We start from the raw sequence: 20,884 nt of genomic DNA on the forward strand, positions 1-20,884 counted from the left end.
TGCGGTGGCGGGGCGTCCGCCGCCCGCCGCCGCCACGCCCTCAGCGGTCTGCCGACGGGCGTCGCGGGTGCCGCTGACGCCGCAGCCAGGCCGCCAGCAGGCCGAGGGCCAGCCCGCCCGCGGCGCCCTGGGCGCCGCCCCCCGATGCGCTGCCTGAGCTGCTGCCGGCGGTCAGCGCGAAGGTCTGGGTGCTGCTGCTGCCTTCGCTGTCGGTGACGGTCAGCTCGATGCTGATCGCGCCGCTGGCCGTCGCGCTCACCGTCGCGGCGTTGCTGCTGGTGCCGCTGATCGTCGCCCGGCTGCTGCCGCTGGCGATGCGCCAGCTGCGGCTGGCGATGCTGCGGCCACCGTAGGCGGTGCTGGTCGCGCTCAGCGTCACGCTGCTGCCCACCGTCACGCTGCTGGCGCCGCTGATGCTGACGGTCGGCGGCGAGACCAGCGTGGCCTGTGCGGTGTCGGTGCCGCCGTGGCCATCGGTGGTGGTCAGCGCCACGATGAAGCTGCCGGGCTGGGTGATCTGCAGCGTGGTCTGGGCCGCGCTGGTCGCGCTGGTGAAGCTGGCGCTGCCCGTGCCACCGGCCAGCAGCTGCCAGCTCCAGCCGCTGACGCCGCGGCTGGAGCTGGCGCCACTGAGCGTCAGCGTGCTGCCGGCCGTCGGGTTCGGGCTGCTGGCGGCGATCACCGCGCGCACCGTCGGCGTCGCGCCCACGGCGGCGGCCACGGCCGCGCCGGTGTCGAGCATGCCGGCGCCGCAGGTGCTGGTCGTGCAGTAGCACTCGCTCTGCGCGGTGCTGCCCGGGGCCTGGCAGGTGCCGGCCGTGCTGTCCTGCGCGCCGATCGTGGGGAAGGCGCGCGCCGTGCTCTGCAGCAGCGACGTGATCTGGGCCGGCGTCAGCGCCGGGTTGGCCGACAGCATCAGCGCGGCCGTGCCGGCGACCATCGGCGCCGAGAAGCTGGTGCCGATCGCGTAGTCGTAGCCGTCGGTCCAGGTGTGGGTCACCGCCGTGCGCGTGCCGCTGTTGGTCGCGGTGATGATCGGGTAGAGGCAGGAGCCGGTCTCGTTGACGCAGTTGCCGCCCGGCGCCGACAGCGTGACCTCGCTGCCCAGACTGGAGAAGCCGACCTTGGTACCGACGTGGCGCAGCGCGGCCACGGCGATCACGCCGCTGCAGTTGGCCGGTGAGCCCACGGCCAGCGCCTCGTTGCCGGCGGCCACCACCACGCTGACGCCGGCGGCATTCAGCGCCGTGATCGCGCTCTGGTAGGCGCTGTTGCAGACCTCGCCCGGCGTGCCGCCCAGGCTCATGTTGATGACCTTGGCCGGCGTGGCGTTGCTCACCGTCGTCGACAGCCCGCCCGCGTAGCGCATGCCGGCGATGATGTCGTCGTCATAGCCACCGCACTGGCCCAGCACGCGCACCGGCTGCACCAGGACGGCCGGCGCGGTGCCGGCCATGCCCACGCCGTCGTCGGTGCGCGCACCGACCAGGCTGGCCGTCTGCGTGCCGTGCCAGCTGCTGGCGCTGCTGTCGGATGTGCACCAGTCGCCGGGGTCGGTCGGGTCGCTGTCGGCACCGTCGCCATCGTTGGAGACCGAGGCGCGGACGAAATCATGGCCGGGCACCAGCTTGCCGGCGAGGTCCGGATGGTCGGTCAGCACGCCGGTGTCGAGCACCGCGACGACCACGCTGGCGCTGCCGGTGGTGCGGGCCCAGGCCGTCGGTGCATCCATGCCCGAGACGACCGGCCAGGCGGGGGCGCGCAGATACCACTGGCCGGAGGCCGGCGTGAGGCCGCTCAGGCCGCTGCCGTAGCGCGGATCGTTCGGTGCCGTGGCCGAGGCGATCTGGCGCCGGCGCACCGGTACCGCCCATTCCACATCGGGCTGGGCCGCCAGACGCCGGGCCAGCGTGTCGGCGTCGACCGAGCCGTCGCTCACCTCCAGCGACTGCATGCGGGCGCCCAGCACGTGGCGGTCGGCCAGGCCCACGCCCAGGCGACCGGCCAGCGTCGTCGCGTGCAGCGGCTGCACGCGGCCGGTGGCGGCCAGCACCCGCTTGGTGGTGGCATCGCCGCCGCCGCCCATCAGCGCGCTGTCGGCGCGGTACTGGACGATCACGCGCGCCGGTGCGGTGTCGGCCGACGTGCCGCGGCGCACGCTCAGCCGCCCCGTCAGGGACGCGTCCGTGCCGCCGCCGGCCTGGGCCGGGCTCAGCAGCGCCGGGGCGCACAGCAGGAGGGCGAGGGCGGGGCGCAGGCGGCCGGGATGCAGGGCAGGCTTCACGTCGGGGCTCGATCGGCGGGGAGGCAGGGAAGGCCGGGCGCGGCGGCACCCCGGTTCGGGGTGATGCTAGGTCCGGACTGTCAAGGCGAGTTGTCGGAAGAGGCGGCGGGCGGCCGGCTTCTTCCGGTCGGTTTCTTCGGGCCGGCAGCGTCCGGGGGGCGCGCCATGAAAAAAAAAGCCACCCAGGGCACGAGGCCGTGGGTGGCTGGTGCGCCGGTCGCGGGGTCCGTGGCAACGGGCCCCGCGCCGGTGGCACGGGCTTTCAGGTCAGCGGAATCAGGCGGCGACGACGCGCACCATCTCCAGCACCTTGTTCGAGTAGCCCCACTCGTTGTCGTACCAGGACACGACCTTGACGAAGGTCTTGTCCAGCGCGATGCCGGCTTCGGCGTCGAAGAAGGAGGTGCAGCTCTCGCCACGGAAGTCGGTCGCCACGACCTTGTCTTCCGTGTAGCCCAGCACGCCCTTCATCGCGCCTTCGGAGGCGGCCTTCATGGCGGCGCAGATGTCGGCGTACGAGGCTTCCTTGTCCAGCTCGACCGTCAGGTCGACCACCGACACGTCGGAGGTCGGCACGCGGAAGGCCATGCCGGTCAGCTTCTTGTTCAGCTCGGGGATCACCACGCCCACGGCCTTGGCGGCACCGGTGCTGCTGGGGATGATGTTTTCCAGGATGCCGCGGCCACCGCGCCAGTCCTTGTTCGACGGGCCGTCGACGGTCTTCTGGGTGGCGGTGGCGGCATGCACCGTGGTCATCAGGCCGCGCTTGATGCCGAAGGTGTCGTTCAGCACCTTGGCCACCGGGGCCAGGCAGTTGGTCGTGCAGCTGGCGTTGCTGATGATGGCCTCGCCCTTGTACGTCTTGTCGTTGACGCCGTAGACGAACATCGGGGTGTCGTCCTTCGACGGCGCCGACATGATGACCTTCTTCGCACCGGCCTTCAGGTGGGCCTCGGCGGTTTCCTTGGTCAGGAACAGGCCGGTGGACTCGACGACGACGTCGGCGCCGACCTCGTCCCACTTCAGCTCGGCCGGGTTCTTCACCGCGGTCAGGCGGATCTTCTTGCCGTTGACGATCAGCGTGTTGCCGTCGACCGCGACCTCGCCCTTGAAGCGGCCGTGCACGCTGTCGTACTTCAGCATGTAGGCCAGGTAGTCGGGCTCCAGCAGGTCGTTGATGCCGACGACTTCCACGTCGTTGAAGTTGGCGATGGCGGCGCGGAACACCATGCGGCCGATGCGGCCGAAGCCGTTGATGCCGATCTTGATCGTCATGAGCAATCTCCTGGGAGGGGTGATGAAAAGCGGGGGACGCGACGCCCGGTCATCACCCCGGGCGCCTCGTCCGCGGCGCCCAGTGTGCGACCTGACGTGCGGGAATCGGGTTACTTGCCGAGTACTTTCTGCACCGTGGCGGCGAGGTTCTCGGCCGTCAGGTGGAAGTGCTTGAACAGCACGCCGGCCGGCGCGCTCTCGCCGAAGGTGTCGATGCCGACGACGGCGTCGCAGCCGTACTTCCACCAGAAGTCGGTGACGCCGGCCTCGATGGCCACGCGCGGCAGCTTGGCCGGCAGCACGGCCTTCTTGTACTTGACGTCCTGGCGGTCGAAGACCGTGGTGCTGGGCATCGAGACCACACGCACCGGGATCTTGCGCTGGGCCAGCAGGGCCTGCGCGTTCATCGCGATCTGCACCTCGGAGCCGGTGGCGATGATGACGGCCTTGGCCTTCTTGTCGAGGCCGACCTCGCAGGGCTCGGCCAGCACGTAGGCGCCGCGGGCGATGGCGTCCACGCCCGAGGCATCGGGCGCCACGTCGGACACCGGCTTGGGCGCGTAGGGCAGGTTCTGGCGGCTCAGCAGCAGCGCGCTCGGGCGGTTCGTGGTCTCGATCGCCTTGGCCCAGGCCACGGCGGTCTCGGCCGTGTCGGCCGGGCGCCAGACGTCCAGGCCCGGGATCAGGCGCAGGCTGGCGGCATGCTCGACCGACTGGTGGGTCGGGCCGTCCTCGCCCAGACCGATGGAGTCGTGGGTGAAGACGTGGACCACGCGCAGCTTCATCAGCGCGGCCATGCGGATGGCGTTGCGGCTGTAGTCGCTGAAGGTCAGGAAGGTGCCGCCGTAGGGGATGTAGCCGCCGTGCAGCGCCACGCCGTTCATGATGGCGGCCATGCCGAACTCGCGCACGCCGTAGTTGACGTGGCGGCCGGGCTTGCCGTCCTCGCCGGTGACGACCGCGCCGGTGTCGGAAAAGCGCAGCGCCGGCGTGTGGCGGGTGTTGGTCAGGTTCGAGCCGGTCAGGTCGGCCGAGCCGCCCAGCAGCTCGGGCAGCGCCTCGGTGAAGGCCTCCAGCGCGATCTGGCTGGCCTTGCGGCTGGCCACGGTCTGGCCGGCCTTGTGGGCGGCGACCACGGCGTCGACCGCGCTCTGCGCGAAGTGCGCCGGCAGCTGGCCCGACATGCGGCGCACGAACTCGGCGGCCAGCTCGGGGAAGGCGGCCTTGTAGGCGGCGAAGCGCTCCTGCCACTCGTCCTCGGCGGCCTCGCCGGAGGACTTGGCGTCCCAGGCGGCGTAGGCGGCCTCGGGGATGACGAAGGGCTCGTGCGTCCAGCCCATGCCGGCGCGGGTCAGCGCGATCTCGTCGGCACCCAGCGGCTCGCCGTGGGCCTTGGAGGTGCCGGCGCGGTTGGGCGAGCCCTTGCCGATGGTGGTGCGGCAGATCACCAGCGTCGGCTTGGCCGACTGGGCCTTGGCGGCGGTGATGGCGGCGTCCACGGCATTGACGTCATGGCCGTCGACCGGGCCGATCACGTTCCAGCCGTAGGCCTCGAAGCGGCCGCGGGCGTCGTCCACGTACCAGGGCTGGACCTGGCCGTCGATCGAGATGCCGTTGTCGTCGTACAGCGCGATCAGCTTGCCCAGCTTCCAGGCGCCGGCCAGCGCGCAGGCCTCGTGGCTGATGCCTTCCATCAGGCAGCCGTCGCCCAGGAAGGCGTAGGTGTGGTGGTCGACGACGGTGTGGCCGGGCCGGTTGAACTCGGTGGCCAGCAGCTTCTCGGCCAGCGCGAAGCCGACCGCGTTGGTGATGCCCTGGCCCAGCGGGCCGGTGGTGGTCTCGACGCCGGGGGTGACGTGGACCTCGGGGTGGCCCGGGGTCTTGCTGTGCAGCTGGCGGAAGTTGCGCAGCTCGCTCATCGGCAGGTCGTAGCCGGTCAGGTGCAGCAGCGCGTAGATCAGCATCGAGCCGTGGCCGTTGGACAGCACGAAGCGGTCGCGGTCAGCCCACTGCGGATGGGCGGGGTTGTGCTTGAGGTGACGGCCCCACAGCGCGACGGCGATCTCGGCCATGCCCATCGGCGCGCCCGGGTGACCGGAGTTGGCCTGTTGCACGCCGTCCATCGCCAGTGCGCGGATCGCGTTGGCCATCAGCGCCGGGGTGCTGACCGGGGCCGGGTTGGAGGCGTGCGGCTGATCGGCCGCCATGGGCGTGGAGGTGTCGTTCTGGGCCATGCGGGGCGCGACTGCGGAGGTGGGACGTCGGGACATGCGCCGGGTCGGCCGCGGGGCCGGCGGGGCGCGCAGGGGGCTGACGGCGGGGCACTCCGGCCACGGCCGGTGTGCGCGAGCACAGCCGGCGGCAGGGGCAGGGCGCCCGACGAAAGCAGTCCGGCATTCTAGGACTGCCGGCACCGCGACGCTCCCCCCGTGCTTGCCTACACTGCGCAACCGTGGAGCCCGATCAAACCCTGCCCCCTGCGAGCGACGCACCCCTGGCGGCGATCATCCTGGCCGCCGGCCGGGGTGAGCGCATGCGTCCGCTGTCCGACACCTGTCCCAAGCCGCTGCTGCCCGTCGGCGGCCGGCCGATGATCGAGTGGCACCTGCGCGCGCTGGCCGCCGCCGGCGTGCGCGAGGTCGTCATCAACACCGCCTGGCTGGAAACGCAGTTTCCGGCGGCCCTCGGCGACGGCCGCCGCTGGGGGCTGCGCATCCATTACTCGATGGAGGGCCGTGACCACGGCGGCGCGCTGGAGACCGCCGGCGGCATCGCCAAGGCCCTGCCCTGGCTGGGCGAGCGCTTCTGGGTCGTCTCCGGCGACATCGTGGCGCCCGGCTTCCGCTTCGAGGCCGCCGCCGCCCGGGCCTTCGCCGCGCGCGACGACGACGCCCATCTGTGGCTGGTGCCCAACCCCGACTTCCACCCGGCCGGTGACTTCGCGCTGGATACCGACGGCCGCGTGCGCCGCCATGCGGCCGCCGGCAGCGCGGCCCCGCCGCGGCCCTGGACCTATGCCAACCTGGCGCTGATGCACCGCCGCCTGTTCGACGGCCTGGCGCCGGACCGCCCGGCGCCGCTGGGCCCGCGCCTGCATGCGGCGGCCGATGCCGGGCGCATCGGCGGCCAGGTGCTGGACGGCCCCTGGTTCAACGTCGGCTCGCCGGCCCAGCTGGCGGCGCTGGCTGACGGTGCGGTGTTCGGTGCGCTTTTCGCCGCAGCCGCGCGGCCGGACCTCACCGCCACGCAGGAGGCCGGCGATGCGCGGTCCGTCTGACCATCCCTGGCGGCTGGCCGTCATCGGGGCCGGTCCGGCCGGTCTGGCGCTGGCGCTGCAGGCCGCGCGCCGGCTGCCGCAGGCCACCATCACCGTGCACGACGCCCGGCCGCTCGAGCGTGATCTGCTGGCCGATGGCCGCACGCTGGCGCTGTCGCAAGGCAGCGTGCAGTGGCTGCGGCAGCTGGGCGCCTGGCCGGCGGCGCAGGCCGAGCCCATCGTCGACGTGCAGGTCAGCCAGGCGCCGCCGACGCTGATGCCCGGCGGCCGCGAGGCCGAGGTCTGGCTGCGCGCGGCCGAGCTGGGCGTCGAGCAGCTCGGCGCGGTGCTCGGCTACGGGGTGCTGACGCAGGCGCTGCAGCAGGCCTGGCTGGCGCGCGCCGCGGCCGAGCCACAGCGGCTGCACAGCCGCTTCGGCGTCGCGGTCAGCGCGCTCAAGGGGCTGGATGGCGCGGTCGAGGTCGATGCCGGCGTGGTCGAGGCCCATGATCTGGCCATCGTCGCCGAGGGCGGCGTCTTCGCCGAGCAGGCGCGCAAGGCGCTGCGCCACGACTACGGCCAGATGGCCTGGGTCGGCACGGTGGGGCTGCGCGGCGCCACGCGCGGGCTGGCGGTCGAGCGCTTCACGCGCGACGGCCCGGTCGCGCTGCTGCCGCTGCCGGCGGCCGCGCGCCAGCGTCTGCCGGCCGGCACACCGGACGATGTGCGGCCGATGGCGCTGGTGTGGTGCGTGCCGGCGGCCGACGATCCGCTGCTGGCGCTCGACGAGGCCCAGCGCCGCCATGTGCTGGCCACGCGGCTGCCGGAGGTCGCCGGCGAGCTGGTGGCGCTCGGACCGCTCAAGCGCTTCGCGCTCGGCCTGAATGCCGAGACCACGCTGGTGCAGGGCCGCACCGTGCGCATCGGCAACGCGGCACAGACGCTGCACCCGGTGGCCGGCCAGGGCCTGAACCTGGGCCTGCGCGATGCGGCGGTGCTGGTGCAGGCGCTGCGCGAGGCCACGCCGCAGACGCTGGACGGCGCGCTGCGGCGCCTGGAATGGGCGCGCGCGCCGGACCGCTGGTCGATGATCGCCGCCACCGACTTCCTGGCCCGCAGCTTCACCTGGGGCCTGCCGGGCCTGGCCACGCTGCGCGGCCTGGGCCTGGGCGCGCTGCAGGCGCTGCCGCCGCTGAAGGCGGCGCTGGCGCGGCAGATGATGTTCGGCCGGCGCTGAAAGACGCGACGGCCGCCGGGCACAGGCCGGGCGGCCGTCGTGGGGGCGCGCCGTGTGGGCGCGCGCTGCAGGACCACCGGCCGAGGCCGGCGCGGTCCTCAGTCGACCAGGCGGATCTCGACGCGGCGGGCGGCGCGCGGGTCGGCGCCACCGGTGGTCGATTCGGGCTTGCGCAGCGCGACGGCCTCGGCCGGTGCACCGGCGGCCAGCAGCGCGTCGCGCACGCCGATGGCGCGCTGCTTGGCCAGCTCGGCATTCTTGGCCGGGTCGCCCGAGGCGTCGTGGAAGCCGGAGATCACCAGCTTCTTGCCGGCGGCGGCCTGCAGCGCGCGCAGCGCGGCGGCGATCTCGGCCGGGCCTTCGGCCGGCAGCGTGGCACCGCCGACCTCGTAGAACACGGTGCCGGTGACCTCGCCGGCCAGCGGCACGTCGATCATCTCGACCGCGACGGCGGCCGCCGTGGCCACCGCGGCGGCCGGCGCGCTGGCCTCGACCGCGGCCGGGGCGCCGGCAGCCCCGTCGGCCTTGGCCGACAGGCGGTGCCAGACCGCGCCACCGACGACGCTGCCGACCACCAGGGCGGCCGCGCCGAGGGCGATCCACAGACCGATGCGTTCGTTGTTGTCCTTGTCGTCCTGGCTGTTGGACATGGGGGCGCTCCTGCTGGATGTGTGCGTGCCGACGGGAAATCCGGGACCGCGGATGCCGGATGCACCGCGCGGCAGCTCCGGCAGCGCCGCTCAGCTCGCGGGCGCCGGCACGGCACGCCCGTCGAAGGGGATGGCGGGCCTCCGGGTCAACCCGCAAGTGTAGGGGCCGACCGTGGCCGCACGCCTGACGGAGCGGGTCAGCGGCCGGGGCGGCCGGCCCGCGTCACGGCAGGTGCTGACCGGCGTCTCGGGAGGCCGGGCTGTCCGGCATCGACCGCAGTACGGCACTCGGGTATCCCGGGCGGGGGCCCCGGCGGCGGCTCACTCGGCCGCCATCTTCAGGAACAGCTCGCGATCGGGCGTGAAGTTGGCGTGCAGCGGCAGCAGGGCGCCGCCGATGGCCCGGGCGTCCGAGCCGATCATGCCGGCCAGCAGCTGCGGCCGGGTCACGCCCTGCCAGTCGTAGTCGTCGAGCGCCCGGTCCAGCGCCTGCTGCAGGCTGTGCTGCAGGGTGCGGCTGAACGAGCCGTCGAGGATCACGCACTCCAGGTCCAGCAGGCAGGCCGCGCCGTTGACCGCCAGCGCCATCGCGTGGGCGGCCTCGTCGGCCCAGGCTTCGGTGTGGGGCAGCCACGGGGCCTGCAGCGCGCGGTGGTCGGCGGCCGCGCCTTCGTCCAGACCGTGTTCGCGGTAGCGCTGTTCGAGCGCCACCAGCGAGGCCACGCTCAGCAACTGGGCCGGCGGGCGCGGCGCGGCGCGGCGGCCGCTGGCCCGGGCCACGCCCAGCGGCATCGAGCCCACCGCACCGGCGTTGCCGTGCAGGCCGGCGCGCAGCTGGCTGTCGAGCACCAGCCCGCCGCCGATGAAGGTGTCGACGAACAGGTAGAGGAAGCTGCGCACGCTGCGGCCGCGGCCGGCCACCAGCTCGGCCACGCAGGCGGCCGCGGTGTCCTTCATCAGCTCGGTGGGCAGGCCGCAGGCGGTCTCGACGGCGGAGGCCAGATCGATGCCGGGCCAGCGGGCGGCCACCTCGGGCGGCATGTCCAGCAGGGTCTGCCAGCCGCCCAGCGACAGCGGTGCGGCGATGCCGATGCCCTGCAGCCGGTCCTGCCAGGCCGCGGGCAGATCGGCGCGCAGGTCGGCCACGCGGGCGGTGATCTCCTGCAGCAGCAGGTCGGGATCGGGGTAGCGGTAGTCGCGCGTGTAGCGGCGGCGCACCGCGCCGGTGAAGTCCAGCAGCAGCACGTCCATGTTGCGCCGGCCGACCTTGATGCCGATGGCGAAGGCGCCGTCGGGATTCAGCGACAGCGGCACCGAGGGCTGGCCGACCTTGCCGCGCTGAGGATCGCCGCGCACCAGCAGCTCGTCGGCTTCCAGGCGCTTGGTGATCAGCGAGACGGTCTGCGGCGTCAGGTGGGTCAGGCGGGCGATGGCCGCGCCCGGCAGCGCGCCGTGCAGGCGCACGGCCTGCAGCACCACCCGCTCGTTGTACTGGCGCAGGCCCCCCTGGCTGGAGCCGCGGGGGCGCAGACGCGATGTGGCGTCGGCATTCATCGGATCACGGTCGCAGGACAGCAGCGGACAGCGGGCCGGGGCGGCGCACGGGTCGGGTCGGAGGGGTCGTGCGCGCCACGCCGGCCGCGCCGCTCAGCGGGCCAGGGCCTCGCCGAGCACGCCCTTCTTGAACAGGAAGTTCGCGTAGGGCTGCAGCTCGCCGGTGTGCACGATGGCGTAGGCGCCACGCACGCGCTCGTAGAACGCGAAGCGCTCCATCGCCGCGCATTGTGCCGCGCTGGCCCAGCCGGCCTCGCCCAGGCGCTCGACCACCTGGCGCTGCAGCACGCTGCGGTAGCCCTCGGGGGTGTCGCAGACCTGCATGTAGGCCACCGGCTGCGTCACCGCCGCGTCCAGCGGCAGCAGCGACAGCACGGCCTCGGCGGCGCGCAGCGTGCCCACGCCGGCCAGGGAGATGACGGGCTTGCCGCGGCCCAGGCTGGCGGCGGTGAAGTTGGCGTCGGCGATGACGATCTCGTCGCCGTGGCCCATTTCGGCCAGCACCTTCAGCAGGTTCGGCGTCAGCAGGGGATCGATGCCCTTGAGCATGGTCGGGGGTCTCCGCGGTCGAGGGGTGGGGGAACGGTCAGTGGGCCAGGCAGTCGGCCGGGATGTCCTCGGGGCGCATCGCCCCGGTCATCACGGCCACGGTGTCGCTCATGCTGATCTTCTTCGGGTCCAGCACGGCGGCGCGGCGGCCCAGTCGCGCGACGTGGATGCGGTCGGCGATCTCGAAGACGTGGGGCATGTTGTGGCTGATCAGGATCACCGGCAGGCCCTTGTCGCGCACGCGGCGGATCAGCTCCAGCACCATGTTGCCCTCCTTGACGCCGAGCGCCGCGGTCGGCTCGTCCAGGATCACCACGTGCTTGGCGAAGGCGGCGGCACGGGCCACGGCCACGCACTGGCGCTGGCCGCCCGACAGCGTCTCCACCGCCTGGGTCATCGAGCGGATGCCGACCTTCAGGTCGGCCATGCGCTGCATGGCGACCTCCAGCATCTTCTTCTTGTCGAGCATGCGCAGCACGTTGCCGGCGAAGCCCTCGCGCTTGAGCTCACGGCCGAGGAACAGGTTCTCGGCGATGGTCATGGCCGGGGCCACGGCCAGGTCCTGGTAGCAGCATTCGATGCCGGCGCGGCGGGCGTCGATCGGCGTCTGGAAGCGCACCGGGCGGCCGTCCAGCAGGATCTCGCCCTCGTCGGGCACGGTGGCGCCGGACAGGCACTTGATCAGGCTGGACTTGCCGGCGCCGTTGTCGCCGATGACGGCCAGGATCTCGCCGGCGCGCAGTTCGAAGTCGGCGCCATCGAGGGCGGTGACCTGGCCGTAGCGCTTGACCAGGCCCTTGGCCTGCATCACGAGTTGGGGGGTGCTCACGTCTAGTACTCCTTGCGGGTCGGATCCGGGCGTGGGCTCAGCGGCCGCCCTTGCGCGACAGCTGGTCGACGGTGACCGCCAGGATCACCAGGATGCCGGTGACCAGCACCTGGTACACCGAGTCGACGCCCATCAGCGTCAGGCCATTGCGCAGCACGCCGACGACGATGGCGCCGATCAGGGTGCCGAGGATCACGCCGCGGCCGCCGAACAGGCTGGTGCCGCCCAGCACCACGGCGGTGATGGCGTCCAGGTTCTCGGTCTGGCCGGCGTTCGGGTCGCCCACGCCGGTGCGGGCGACGGTCAGCAGCGAGGCGATGCCGTAGAACACGCCCGCCAGCACGTAGACGCCCAGCAGCACGCGTTCGGTCGGGATGCCCACCAGGCGCGTGGCCTCGGGGCTGTTGCCGACCGCGTAGACGTGGCGGCCGGCGGCGGTGTCGCGCAGCCACCACCACATGCCCACGTACATCGCGATCATCAGCAGGGTGCCCCAGGCGATGCTGGTGCCACCGATCTGGAAGGTCTCGCCGAGGGCCGTCATCAGCGGCGGCACGTCGGTCACCGTCTGGCTCTTCGAGTAGAGCTGGGTGATGGCGAAGGCGATGTTGAAGGTGCCGAGCGTGACGATGAACGGCGGCAGCTTGATGCGCGTGACCAGCAGGCCGTTGATCAGGCCGAACAGCGCCGTCACGCCGATGCCGCAGGCGATCGCCAGCGGGGCGGGCAGGCCGAGCTCGACCGCGAACTTGGTCATCACGATGTTGCCCAGCGCCATCACCACGCCGCAGGACAGGTCGATGCCGGCGGTCAGGATGATCAGCGTCTGGCCGATGGCGATCACGCCGACGACCATCACCTGCTGCAGGATCAGCGAGAAGTTCTCGGCGCTGAAGAAGTTGTCGGCGGTCGCACCGAAGAACGAGCAGGCCAGCAACAGGGCGATGAAGGGCCCGAGCTGGCCGATGGGCGGGAGGTTCTGTTTCCAGTTGTCCACGGTGGACCTCACAACACGACGTGCGGGAACGGACCATGCGGCAGCGTCATCCGCAGGGCACGTCGGGGCCTGCGGCGCGCCGGGGGAGGGCGCGGCATGGTCGGGGAATGCAGGGTCCGCGCGAGGGCGGCGGACCGGGCGGACCACCATCGGCAGCGGTCCGCGGGAGGAGTGACGGCCCGTGCACGCGGGGCGTGCGGGCGGGCCGCGGGCGGGATCGGAGAGCGCCGGGTCCCGCCGGGAGCGTCCGTGCGGCCGGAGGAGCGTGGGCTCGACCGGCCGGGCCGGGCGCTCAGTGCGACATCACTTGTTGCCCCAGCACAGGTCCAGACCGGTCTTGGTGTCCTTGCTGTCGACGCCCGCGACCGACTTGCCGGCGATCAGCGTCACGCCGGTGTCGACGTAGCCGCTGGCCTTCTTGCCGCCCTTGGCGTACTCGACGCCGGCCGCCACGCCCATCGAGGCCATCTTCAGTGGGTACTGCTGGCTGGTGGCGGCGATCTTGCCGGCGGCCACGTCCTTCACGCCCTGGCAACCCCCGTCGACGGAGACGATGATGACGTCCTTCTCCTTGCCGGCCTTCTTCAGCGCGTTGTAGGCGCCCGCGGCGGCCGGCTCGTTGATCGTGTAGACGACGTTGATGTCCGGGTTCTTCTGGAGGCAGTTCTCCATCGCGGTCTGGCCCTTGGCCTGGTTGCCGTCGGTGTCGGCCATGCAGACCACCTCGGCCGGCTTGGCCAGCTCGTTGCTGGCGGCGTCCAGCGACTGCAGGCCGTAGCCCTTCAGGAAACCGTTGTGGCGCTGGGCGCCCACCGGGTGGCCGGGGAACAGGTCCAGCGTGGCGATCTTCACCGGCTTGCCGCCCATCGCCACCTTGGCGTACTGGCCGATCAGCTCGCCGGCCTTGTAGTTGTTGGTCGCGAACAGCGCGTCCACCGCCGAGACCGGATCGGTCGGGCTGTCCAGCGCGATGACCTGCACGCCCTTGTCCTGCGCCTTCTTGATCGCCGGGATGATGGCCTTGGCGTCGCTCGGCGTGATCAGGATGGTCTTGGCGCCCTTGGCGACCATGTTCTCGATGGCGGCGACCTGCGTGGCGTTGTCGCCGTCCTTCTTGCCGGCCGCGGTCATCAGCTTGGCGCCCTTGGCCTTGGCCTCCTCGGTCGCGCCTTCCTTCATCTTGACGAAGAAGGGGTTGGTGTCGGTCTTGGTGATCAGGCCGATGACGGGGGCGTCCGCAGCGAACGCGCTGCCCAGGGCGAGGGTCAGGGCCGAGGCGATCAGGGTGGTGCGCATGGAGTCTCCTGCTTCAAGGTGGAGGGTTGTCTTCCGCGGCGGCTGGCCCGCGCCGGGCCGTCGCCGTCATCCGGTCGTGGTCGGTGAGGGGCCCGACGGATGGGCGGATTGTGGGGAGCGTGGTTTAATAAATCAAGTTGATTGATTAATGGAAAACCCGGTCCCCGCTCGTACCCCGCAAGGCGGCGTGCGGCGACAGAATGCGCGCCTTCACCGCGCGGCGGCCGCCCGCGGTGCCGGCGCCCGACGCCGCGACGCCCCTCTTCACGACATCAGGAGACCCCCATGTTCATCGTCTGCGGCGAAGCCCTGTTCGACGTCTTTGCCACCGCCGAGACCGCCACCGGTCTGGCCTTCGACGGGCGCATCGGCGGCTCGCCGTTCAACGTCGCCATGGGGCTGTCGCGGCTGGGCCAGCCGGTGGGCTTCTTCGGCGGCATCGGCACCGGCTTCGCCGGCGAGCGGCTGATGAAGGCGCTGGTCGACGAGCGCATCGCCACCGAGGCCGTGGTGCAGCTCGACGCCCCGACCACGCTGAGCCTGATCGGGCTGGACGCCCGCGGCGTGCCGTCCTACAGCTTCTACGGCGAGGGCTGCGCCGACCGTCTGGTGCGCCCCGCGCACCTGGACCGCATCCCGGCGGCCGCCCGTGCCTTCCACTTCGGCAGCTACGCGATGGTGGTGGCGCCGACGGCCGAGGCCCAGCGCGCGCTGGTCGAGCGCGAGCACGCGCGCAGCCTGATCAGCTACGACCCCAACATCCGCGCCAACGTCGAGCCCGACCTGCAGGTCTGGCGCGACACCCTGGCCTGGATGCTGCCGCGCACCACGCTGCTGAAGGTCAGCGACGAGGACCTGGGCCTGCTGTGGCCCGGCCGTCCGGTCGAGGACTTCGCCGCCGAGGCGCGTGCCGCCGGCGTGCCCTGGGTGGTGGTGACCCGCGGTGGCGAGGGCGCCAGCGGCTGGACGGCCGCCGGCCGCATCGACCTGCCGGGCGAGCGGGTCACGGTCATCGACACGGTGGGCGCTGGCGACACCTTCCAGGCCGCGCTGCTGACCTGGTTGGCCGAGCAGGGCCGGCTGGACCGCGCCGGCGTGGCCGCGCTGGACCTCGACGCGCAGCGCGCCGCGCTCGGCTTCGCGATGCGCGCGGCGGCCATCACCTGCAGCCGCCGCGGCGCCGATCTGCCGCGCCGCGCCGAGGTCTGAACCGCCGCCAGGCAAGCGTCCACGGCCGCCCGGCCTGCCGTCCGCACGTGTCGGCGGTGTTCTGGGCGTCCGGGCGCCGCGCCGGTGGGCCGGTCCGGCCAGCCCCCCTGTTCGAGCGGGTGGGCGCGCGTGCACGCTGCCACGCCCGCGACCGGCTGAAGGGCCTCGGGATGGAGGCAGGGCGACCGTCGGCCTAGACTGACGGACCTGCGGGATGTCCCCGCCGCTGTCCGTCGCGGGCGGCGGTGTACCCGCCCGCCGCTTCCGGTCCGCCCGTCTTCTCCGGCATGTCCCGTTTCCTGATCTCCGTGTGTCCTCCGGCCCGCGGGCCCGTCTCCGCGGCCCCCGCCCGGGCCGTCCTGGCGCTGCTGCTGGCCGCGGCCGCCGTCTGGCCCTGCGCCTCGCGCGCCCAGGCGTCGCACAGCGCGGCCGACGCGCAGCTGAGCGCCGCACTCGGCGGCGGTCGCGACGCCGCCGGCCTGGCGCCGCTGGTCGTGCCCGGCGCCACCCGTGGCCTGGTGCTGCCCGAGCGCATCGCGCTCTGGCGCGATGAGGCGCGCGCGCTGGAGCGGGGCGATGGCGAGCTGCCGCGCGATCCGGCCCGCGCCGCGACGCTGTACTGCCAGGCGGCCCGTCATGGCGACGCCCAGGCCCAGTTCGCCCTCGGCTGGATGCTGGTCAACGGCCACGGCGTCGAGCGTGACGAGGTGCAGGCCGCCCATCTGTTCGCCGCCGCCGCCGAGCAGGGGCTGGAGCAGGCGCGCGGCATGGCCGATCGCATGGGCGCGCCCCGCGGCGACACGCCGCCCTGCCTGAAGCCGGCGCTGCCCGAACTGCCGCCGCCGGTGCGGCCGGCCGCGCCGCAGCTGCCGCCGCAGATGCGCGGCCTGGCACCCGGCACCTGGGTGATGGTCAACGGCAAGCCGATGCAGGTGCCGACCGCCGTGGCGGCCGCCACGAACCGGGCGCGGCCGGCGGCCCTGGCCCAGGGCGCACCGGGCCAGCTGCCGATGCCCGACGGCCCGCTGCCCGGCCATGCGCCGCCGGCCATCGTCGAGTTCGTGCGGCTGGTCGCGCCCGAGTACCGCTTGTCGCCGCAGCTGGTACTGGCCATCATGGCCACCGAGTCGGGCTTCCGCGCCGGCGCCATCTCGCCGAAGAACGCCCAGGGTCTGATGCAGCTGATCCCCGAGACGGCGGCGCGCTTCGGCGTGCGCAATCCGCTCGATCCGGCGCAGAACATCCGCGGCGGCATGGCCTATCTGCGCTGGCTGCTGGCCCGCTTCGAGGGCGATGTCGCGCTGGCGGCGGCCGCCTACAACGCCGGCGAAGGCGCGGTCGAGCGCTATCTGGGCGTGCCGCCCTATGCCGAGACGCTGGCCTACGTGGCCAAGGTGCTGCCGGCCGTCGGCGTGCTGCGCCACCCCTTCGATCCCAAGGCCGGTCCGCCGTCCGAGCGCCTGGCCCTGATGCGCCAGCCGATCCGCGTGCGCTGAGGCGTGGCAGCCGGCCCGGTGACCGGGCGGCCGTGCGGGGCGCGGGGCGCCCGTGGTGATGCTCAACCGTCCATCGCGTCGCCGTGCTCGCCGGCCGCGTGGCGCAGCGCGTCGTCCGCCGTTCCGGCGTCGGCCTCCTCGGGCGTCGCCTTCGGCGGGCGGAAATGCCACCAGCGCAGGGCCTGGGTCAGCGACAGCACCTCGCCCGACTGCGCCGGCGCGTAGCCCGGCAGCGTGGCCAGGGCCTGGGCCCAGGCCGGGCTTTCCAGCGTCTGCCGCAGGCGCTGCACCGCCGGATGTTCCAGCGCGTCCTTCAGGCACACCAGCAGGTAGTCCTCGTCGAGCAGCGGCAGGAAATCGAGGCCGAACTGCCGCGCCGCCGCCTCCACCCCCGGCCCGGCATCGCCATGGCCGCTGGCGATCGCCGCGGCCACCGCCAGGTGGCTGTCCTCGGGCGCGTCCAGGTAGCCGGGAATCTGGCGCGGCAGCAGCCCGTGCTCCAGCAGCAGCTGATCCATCAGCAGCCGGGTGCCGGAGCCGGGCTGGCGGTTGACGAAGCGCAGCGGCGGCTGGTCGCCGCGCGGCGCGTGGCCGGGCACCAGATCGGCCAGCCCGCGCACCGCCGGCCGCAGCCGCGGGCGCAGCATCAGGCCCTGGGTGCGGCGCAGGCAGCCGATCAGCTTGTGCAGACCCGGCTTGAGCAGCGGCTTGAGCGCCTGCGCGAACAGCGACGCACCGGCCGTCGGATGGCGCCGCGCGCCGGACGCATCGAGCGCCAGCGGCGTCAGCACGTCGCCACGGGCGTCGATGCCCAGCGGCGGCACATGGAAGCCGGCGACCAGGCAGCGCCCGGCGGCCAGCGCGCGCAGCGCGTCCACGCTGCCGGCGAAGCGCAGCTCGATGTGCAGGCCCTGGTCGCTGGCCAGATCGCGCAGCAGCGGCAGGCCCAGGTCGTGGCTGGCCCAGACCGTCAGCACATGCTGGCTGCCGTCCAGGGCTTCGGCCAGCACCCGTTGCAACTCGGCGCGCAGGGCCTCGATGTGCGGCACCAGCCGGGTGCGGGCGCGGCGCTCGGCCCACAGCATGCGGTCGGCGAAGGGGGTCAACCGGGCCGGCTGGCCCTGCGACCAGGTCACCAGTGGTTCGCCCAGCGTCTCCTCCCAGCGCCGCAGCGAGCCCCAGACATGGCGGTACGAGGCCCCCAGTGCCTTGGCCGCATGCTGGATCGAGCCGTGGGACTGCAGCGCCGACAGCAGGTCGAACAGCGGGTTGTGCAGGGTGGCCCCGGTCTGGTCGGTGGGTTCGAAGCTGTACTGGAGGTGGACGCCGCGGGCTTGCATGGGCCGGATTGTCGCGGGCGCATCCTGGCCGCCCAACGGCTGTGGCCGGCCTGCGCATCCGGTCTGCGCCAGGGTCTGCGAGCCAGCGCGCTGTCCCGCAGTGAACCTATCGCCTTGCGTCAGACGCCCCCAGAATCCGCCGCCCCGATGTCGTGATGCAGCGCGGCGGTGGTTGACGGGGCCGGCGCGCGTCGCGAGCCCTCGGCCGGCGTGCGGTACAACCCCGGCCATGCACCCTGACGAAGACCAGACCTTCATTCCGGCGTCCTTCGACGCCCTCTACCGCGATGCCCGCGGCCGCCTGAGCCTGCCCCGTGACGACTTCCGCCAGCGCTACGAGCTGTGCGAGGACATGGCGCAGATGCTGGTCGATCCCAGCGCGGAGCGGCTGCACGCGATGGGGCTCAGCGAGGACCTGGTGCTGGCGCGCACCCGCGACGCGCTCGGTGCCGAAGGCGGCGGCTTCAGCGCCGACGAGGCCGCCTGGATCGCGACCCGCCTGGCCGAGTTGCTGGGCTGGACCTGGGCCGAGGCGCTGCCGGCGCCCGACGCGTCCCTTCGGCGCGCCTGATCCGCTCCCGCTCGTTCCTGCCGGCCGCCGTACGCGGCCTGCGCCGCGAACAGCACCGGCTTCCCCGCCTGCCTGCGCCGCACTCGGTCATGCGGGCTGACATAGCATGCACACTGCACCCGCTTCCACGGATTCCACGGAGAACCTCATGCATCCCCTGCTCGCCGCCAAGGACAAGGACGACAAGGCCGCTGCCGCCGACAAGACCGACCGCCTGGAGGAACAGCTGTCGTTCAAGAGCCGCTACGTGCTGGTGTTCGGCGAGATCAACGACAAGCTGGCCCAGGCCACCTGCCGTCGCCTGCTGGCGCTGGCCGCCGACAGCGACGCGCCGATCACGATGCTGATCTCCTCGCCGGGCGGCCACGTGGAGAGCGGCGACGCCATCCACGACATGATCCGCTTCATCAACGCGCCGGTGACGACGGTGGGCACGGGCTGGGTCGCCAGCGCCGGCGTCCACATCTACCTGGCCGCGCCGAAGGAGCGCCGGGTCTGCCTGCCCAACACCCGCTTCATGATCCACCAGCCGGCCGGCGGCGCCGGTGGCCAGGCCACCGACATCGCGATCCAGGCGCGCGAGATCGTGCGCACCCGTGAGCGCATCGCCCGCGTCGTCGCCACCCAGACCGGCAAGCCCTACGAGACCGTGGCCGCCGACATGGAACGCGACTTCTGGATGAGCGCCCAGGAGGCGATCGCCTACGGCATCGTCTCGCGCGTGATCGAGCGCCAGACCGACCTGGCCTGATCACGTCCCGCGAGGGGCGGGGTGGCGCGCCGCTGGCCGCCACGGGGCCGGGGCTCTAGGATGTCGCCCATCTTCCGTGCTGGATCCGGAGCCCGCGCCATGCCTGCCCGTCCCCATCCGTCCCGTCTTCTGTCCGCGGCCGCGGGCCGTGCCCTCGGCGTGACGGCCGCGTGCGCCGTCGTGTGCTGCGGTGCGCTGCTGCTGGCCGGCGGCGTCCGGGCCCAGTCCGCGGGCGAGGCGCCGGTGCTCCAGCCGGGCCAGGTCAGCGAGAGCGTCCTGGTGGACGCGCTGGCGCTGGACGAGCCGGCCGCCCCCGCCGCTGCCCCCACCGACGGCATGACCGCCCGCGGTCTGCGTCCGGCGCCCGCCGCCGCAGCGGCCGTGACCCAGGCGGCCCAGCGCAAGCCCGCCGGCCCCGGCAAGGCCAGCCTGCTGATCACCTTCACCACGGGCTCGGCCGAGCTCACGCCCGAGAGCCAGACCGTGCTGGCGACGGTGGCCAAGGCCCTGCAGTCCGACCGCCTGGCCGGTTTCAGCTTCAGCGTCGAGGGCCATGCCGATCCGCGCGGCGGCGATGACGTCAACCAGAAGCTGTCGGCGGACCGTGCGGCCTCGGTCGCGCAGTTCCTGACCCGCCGTCACGGCATCCCGGCCGATCGCTTGGCGCCGGTCGGCAAGGGCTCGACCGAACTGCTCAACACCCGCCGCCCCGATGCACCGGAGAACCGCCGGGTGACCCTCGTCACGCGGCGCTGAGGCCCGCGGGGCGCCTCGGCGCCGTCTGCGGGCCGGCTATGCTGCGGGCCCGCAACGCCCTTTCCGTCCCTCGGCCATGTCCCAGCTTTCCCTGCGCGCCGCCATCGTCGATCTCGACGGCACGATGGTCGACACCGTCGGTGATTTCGACGCCGCCCTCAACCGCATGCTGGCCGAGCTCGGCCTCGGCGCGGTCGACCGTGCCTTCATCGAGCGCACCGTCGGCAAGGGCAGCGAACACCTGATCCGGCAGACGCTGGCGGCCGTCGGCGCCGATGTGGCGCGCCACTACGACGCGGCCTGGGCCGCCTACCAACGCCACTACCTGGCGATCAACGGCAGCGCCTCCGAGGTCTATCCCGGCGTCGTCGAGGGCCTGGCCGCGCTGCGCGCCGCCGGTCTGCGCCTGGCCTGCCTGACCAACAAGCCGGCCGCCTTCGCCCGGCCGCTGCTGGCGGCCAAGGGCCTGGACGGCTGGTTCGAGCAGGTCTTCGGCGGCGACGATTTCCCGCGCAAGAAGCCCGACCCGCTGCCGCTGCTGGAGACCTGCAAGGCCCTCGGCGTCGAGCCGGCCGACACCGTGATGATCGGCGACTCCAGCAACGACGCCCAGGCCGGCCGCGCCGCCGGCTGCGCGGTGGTGCTGGTGCGCTACGGCTACAACCACGGCGAGCCGGTCGAGGCCTCGGCGCCGGATGCGGTGCTCGACCGCCTGGACGGCCTGGACTGGGCCGGCTGGGTGCGCCGGACCGGTGGCACGGTGTCCGCCTGAGGGCCTCCCGGTCGCCCGTGGTGCCGTGATCACCCGCGCCGTCGCGCGCCTCGCGCCGCTTG

General features: G+C 73.3%; 18 protein-coding genes. 8 read left to right on the plus strand and 10 right to left on the minus strand.

Features of this window, described 5'->3' with window-relative positions:
- Nucleotides 1–40: 40 nt before the first annotated feature.
- From AACH11_RS23270 to tkt, 3 genes are all read right to left on the minus strand, one after another.
- The gene (locus AACH11_RS23270; RefSeq protein ID WP_341376678.1) at nt 41–2,284 is read right to left on the minus strand and encodes a S8 family serine peptidase; all 2,244 of its coding nucleotides are present in this window, start codon (nt 2,282–2,284) and stop codon (nt 41–43) included.
- A 276-nt stretch (nt 2,285–2,560) separates the two neighbouring features.
- Nucleotides 2,561–3,559: a type I glyceraldehyde-3-phosphate dehydrogenase gene (gene gap, locus AACH11_RS23275; RefSeq protein ID WP_341376679.1), complete on the minus strand. Its 999-nt coding sequence runs from the start codon at nt 3,557–3,559 to the stop codon at nt 2,561–2,563.
- Between the two features lie 110 nt (nt 3,560–3,669).
- The gene (tkt, locus tag AACH11_RS23280) at nt 3,670–5,709 is read right to left on the minus strand and encodes a transketolase (RefSeq protein WP_341376701.1); all 2,040 of its coding nucleotides are present in this window, start codon (nt 5,707–5,709) and stop codon (nt 3,670–3,672) included.
- A gap of 302 nt (nt 5,710–6,011) precedes the next feature.
- On the opposite strand from tkt, the gene murU reads away from it, so the two are divergent.
- Nucleotides 6,012–6,836: an N-acetylmuramate alpha-1-phosphate uridylyltransferase MurU gene (gene murU / locus AACH11_RS23285; RefSeq protein WP_341376680.1), complete on the plus strand. Its 825-nt coding sequence runs from the start codon at nt 6,012–6,014 to the stop codon at nt 6,834–6,836.
- Nucleotides 6,820–8,052, plus strand: a complete 1,233-nt coding sequence (locus tag AACH11_RS23290) for an FAD-dependent monooxygenase (protein ID WP_341376681.1) — start codon at nt 6,820–6,822, stop codon at nt 8,050–8,052. Before murU ends, AACH11_RS23290 begins: the two co-directional genes overlap by 17 nt.
- A gap of 98 nt (nt 8,053–8,150) precedes the next feature.
- Here AACH11_RS23290 and AACH11_RS23295 read toward each other — a convergent pair whose 3' ends face one another.
- The 6 genes from AACH11_RS23295 to AACH11_RS23320 all read right to left on the minus strand — a co-directional run bounded on the left by AACH11_RS23295 (nt 8,151) and on the right by AACH11_RS23320 (nt 13,927).
- Nucleotides 8,151–8,702 (minus strand): OmpA family protein, encoded by a 552-nt coding sequence (locus AACH11_RS23295; protein ID WP_341376682.1) that lies wholly within the window; start codon nt 8,700–8,702, stop codon nt 8,151–8,153.
- Nucleotides 8,703–9,023: 321 nt separating this feature from the next.
- Nucleotides 9,024–10,256: an ROK family transcriptional regulator gene (locus AACH11_RS23300; RefSeq protein WP_341376683.1), complete on the minus strand. Its 1,233-nt coding sequence runs from the start codon at nt 10,254–10,256 to the stop codon at nt 9,024–9,026.
- A gap of 93 nt (nt 10,257–10,349) precedes the next feature.
- A complete protein-coding gene (locus AACH11_RS23305) occupies nt 10,350–10,805 on the minus strand; it encodes an RbsD/FucU family protein (RefSeq protein WP_341376684.1) in 456 nt (151 codons plus the stop codon).
- A 37-nt stretch (nt 10,806–10,842) separates the two neighbouring features.
- Nucleotides 10,843–11,613 (minus strand): ATP-binding cassette domain-containing protein, encoded by a 771-nt coding sequence (locus tag AACH11_RS23310; RefSeq protein WP_423228806.1) that lies wholly within the window; start codon nt 11,611–11,613, stop codon nt 10,843–10,845.
- A gap of 58 nt (nt 11,614–11,671) precedes the next feature.
- Nucleotides 11,672–12,631: an ABC transporter permease gene (locus tag AACH11_RS23315; RefSeq protein WP_341376686.1), complete on the minus strand. Its 960-nt coding sequence runs from the start codon at nt 12,629–12,631 to the stop codon at nt 11,672–11,674.
- 303 nt (nt 12,632–12,934) lie between these two features.
- Complete coding sequence (locus AACH11_RS23320; RefSeq protein WP_341376687.1) at nt 12,935–13,927, minus strand: sugar ABC transporter substrate-binding protein; 993 nt, start codon at nt 13,925–13,927, stop codon at nt 12,935–12,937.
- 285 nt (nt 13,928–14,212) lie between these two features.
- Between AACH11_RS23320 and AACH11_RS23325 the strand changes: the two genes are divergently transcribed.
- Both AACH11_RS23325 and AACH11_RS23330 read left to right on the plus strand, forming a co-directional pair.
- Nucleotides 14,213–15,136 carry a carbohydrate kinase family protein gene (locus tag AACH11_RS23325; protein ID WP_341376688.1) on the plus strand — a complete coding sequence of 308 codons (924 nt, stop codon included), beginning with the start codon at nt 14,213–14,215 and terminating at the stop codon, nt 15,134–15,136.
- A 515-nt stretch (nt 15,137–15,651) separates the two neighbouring features.
- Nucleotides 15,652–16,632: a transglycosylase SLT domain-containing protein gene (locus tag AACH11_RS23330; protein WP_423228807.1), complete on the plus strand. Its 981-nt coding sequence runs from the start codon at nt 15,652–15,654 to the stop codon at nt 16,630–16,632.
- A 62-nt stretch (nt 16,633–16,694) separates the two neighbouring features.
- Here the strand turns inward: AACH11_RS23330 and AACH11_RS23335 are convergent, their stop codons facing one another.
- Nucleotides 16,695–17,972 carry a substrate-binding domain-containing protein gene (locus AACH11_RS23335; protein ID WP_341376690.1) on the minus strand — a complete coding sequence of 426 codons (1,278 nt, stop codon included), beginning with the start codon at nt 17,970–17,972 and terminating at the stop codon, nt 16,695–16,697.
- 229 nt (nt 17,973–18,201) lie between these two features.
- Here AACH11_RS23335 and AACH11_RS23340 point away from each other — a divergent pair, with 229 nt between their 5' ends.
- The 4 genes from AACH11_RS23340 to AACH11_RS23355 all read left to right on the plus strand — a co-directional run bounded on the left by AACH11_RS23340 (nt 18,202) and on the right by AACH11_RS23355 (nt 20,822).
- Entirely contained in the window at nt 18,202–18,543 is a 342-nt protein-coding gene (locus AACH11_RS23340; protein ID WP_341376691.1) for a hypothetical protein, read from the plus strand.
- 148 nt (nt 18,544–18,691) lie between these two features.
- Nucleotides 18,692–19,294 carry an ATP-dependent Clp protease proteolytic subunit gene (locus AACH11_RS23345; RefSeq protein ID WP_341376692.1) on the plus strand — a complete coding sequence of 201 codons (603 nt, stop codon included), beginning with the start codon at nt 18,692–18,694 and terminating at the stop codon, nt 19,292–19,294.
- Between the two features lie 99 nt (nt 19,295–19,393).
- A complete protein-coding gene (locus AACH11_RS23350; protein WP_341376693.1) occupies nt 19,394–20,050 on the plus strand; it encodes an OmpA family protein in 657 nt (218 codons plus the stop codon).
- Nucleotides 20,051–20,126: 76 nt separating this feature from the next.
- The gene (locus AACH11_RS23355) at nt 20,127–20,822 is read left to right on the plus strand and encodes a phosphoglycolate phosphatase (protein ID WP_341376694.1); all 696 of its coding nucleotides are present in this window, start codon (nt 20,127–20,129) and stop codon (nt 20,820–20,822) included.
- Nucleotides 20,823–20,884 lie beyond the last annotated feature (62 nt).

It is taken from the genome of Pseudaquabacterium rugosum (assembly GCF_038066575.1).
Lineage (GTDB): Bacteria > Pseudomonadota > Gammaproteobacteria > Burkholderiales > Burkholderiaceae_C > Pseudaquabacterium > Pseudaquabacterium rugosum.

What these genes read in the sequence shown, in the direction of transcription:
- AACH11_RS23310 (WP_423228806.1), bottom strand. Translation starts at nt 11,613, where the DNA reads ATGCAGGCCAAGGGCCTGGTCAAGCGCTACGGCCAGGTCACCGCCCTC.
- AACH11_RS23305 (WP_341376684.1), bottom strand. Translation starts at nt 10,805, where the DNA reads ATGCTCAAGGGCATCGATCCCCTGCTGACGCCGAACCTGCTGAAGGTG.
- gap (WP_341376679.1), bottom strand. Translation starts at nt 3,559, where the DNA reads ATGACGATCAAGATCGGCATCAACGGCTTCGGCCGCATCGGCCGCATG.
- AACH11_RS23335 (WP_341376690.1), bottom strand. Translation starts at nt 17,972, where the DNA reads ATGCAAGCCCGCGGCGTCCACCTCCAGTACAGCTTCGAACCCACCGAC.
- AACH11_RS23325 (WP_341376688.1), top strand. Translation starts at nt 14,213, where the DNA reads ATGTTCATCGTCTGCGGCGAAGCCCTGTTCGACGTCTTTGCCACCGCC.
- AACH11_RS23345 (WP_341376692.1), top strand. Translation starts at nt 18,692, where the DNA reads ATGCATCCCCTGCTCGCCGCCAAGGACAAGGACGACAAGGCCGCTGCC.
- AACH11_RS23340 (WP_341376691.1), top strand. Translation starts at nt 18,202, where the DNA reads ATGCACCCTGACGAAGACCAGACCTTCATTCCGGCGTCCTTCGACGCC.
- AACH11_RS23295 (WP_341376682.1), bottom strand. Translation starts at nt 8,702, where the DNA reads ATGTCCAACAGCCAGGACGACAAGGACAACAACGAACGCATCGGTCTG.
- AACH11_RS23320 (WP_341376687.1), bottom strand. Translation starts at nt 13,927, where the DNA reads ATGCGCACCACCCTGATCGCCTCGGCCCTGACCCTCGCCCTGGGCAGC.
- AACH11_RS23350 (WP_341376693.1), top strand. Translation starts at nt 19,394, where the DNA reads ATGCCTGCCCGTCCCCATCCGTCCCGTCTTCTGTCCGCGGCCGCGGGC.
- AACH11_RS23300 (WP_341376683.1), bottom strand. Translation starts at nt 10,256, where the DNA reads ATGAATGCCGACGCCACATCGCGTCTGCGCCCCCGCGGCTCCAGCCAG.
- AACH11_RS23290 (WP_341376681.1), top strand. Translation starts at nt 6,820, where the DNA reads ATGCGCGGTCCGTCTGACCATCCCTGGCGGCTGGCCGTCATCGGGGCC.
- tkt (WP_341376701.1), bottom strand. Translation starts at nt 5,709, where the DNA reads ATGGCCAACGCGATCCGCGCACTGGCGATGGACGGCGTGCAACAGGCC.
- AACH11_RS23355 (WP_341376694.1), top strand. Translation starts at nt 20,127, where the DNA reads ATGTCCCAGCTTTCCCTGCGCGCCGCCATCGTCGATCTCGACGGCACG.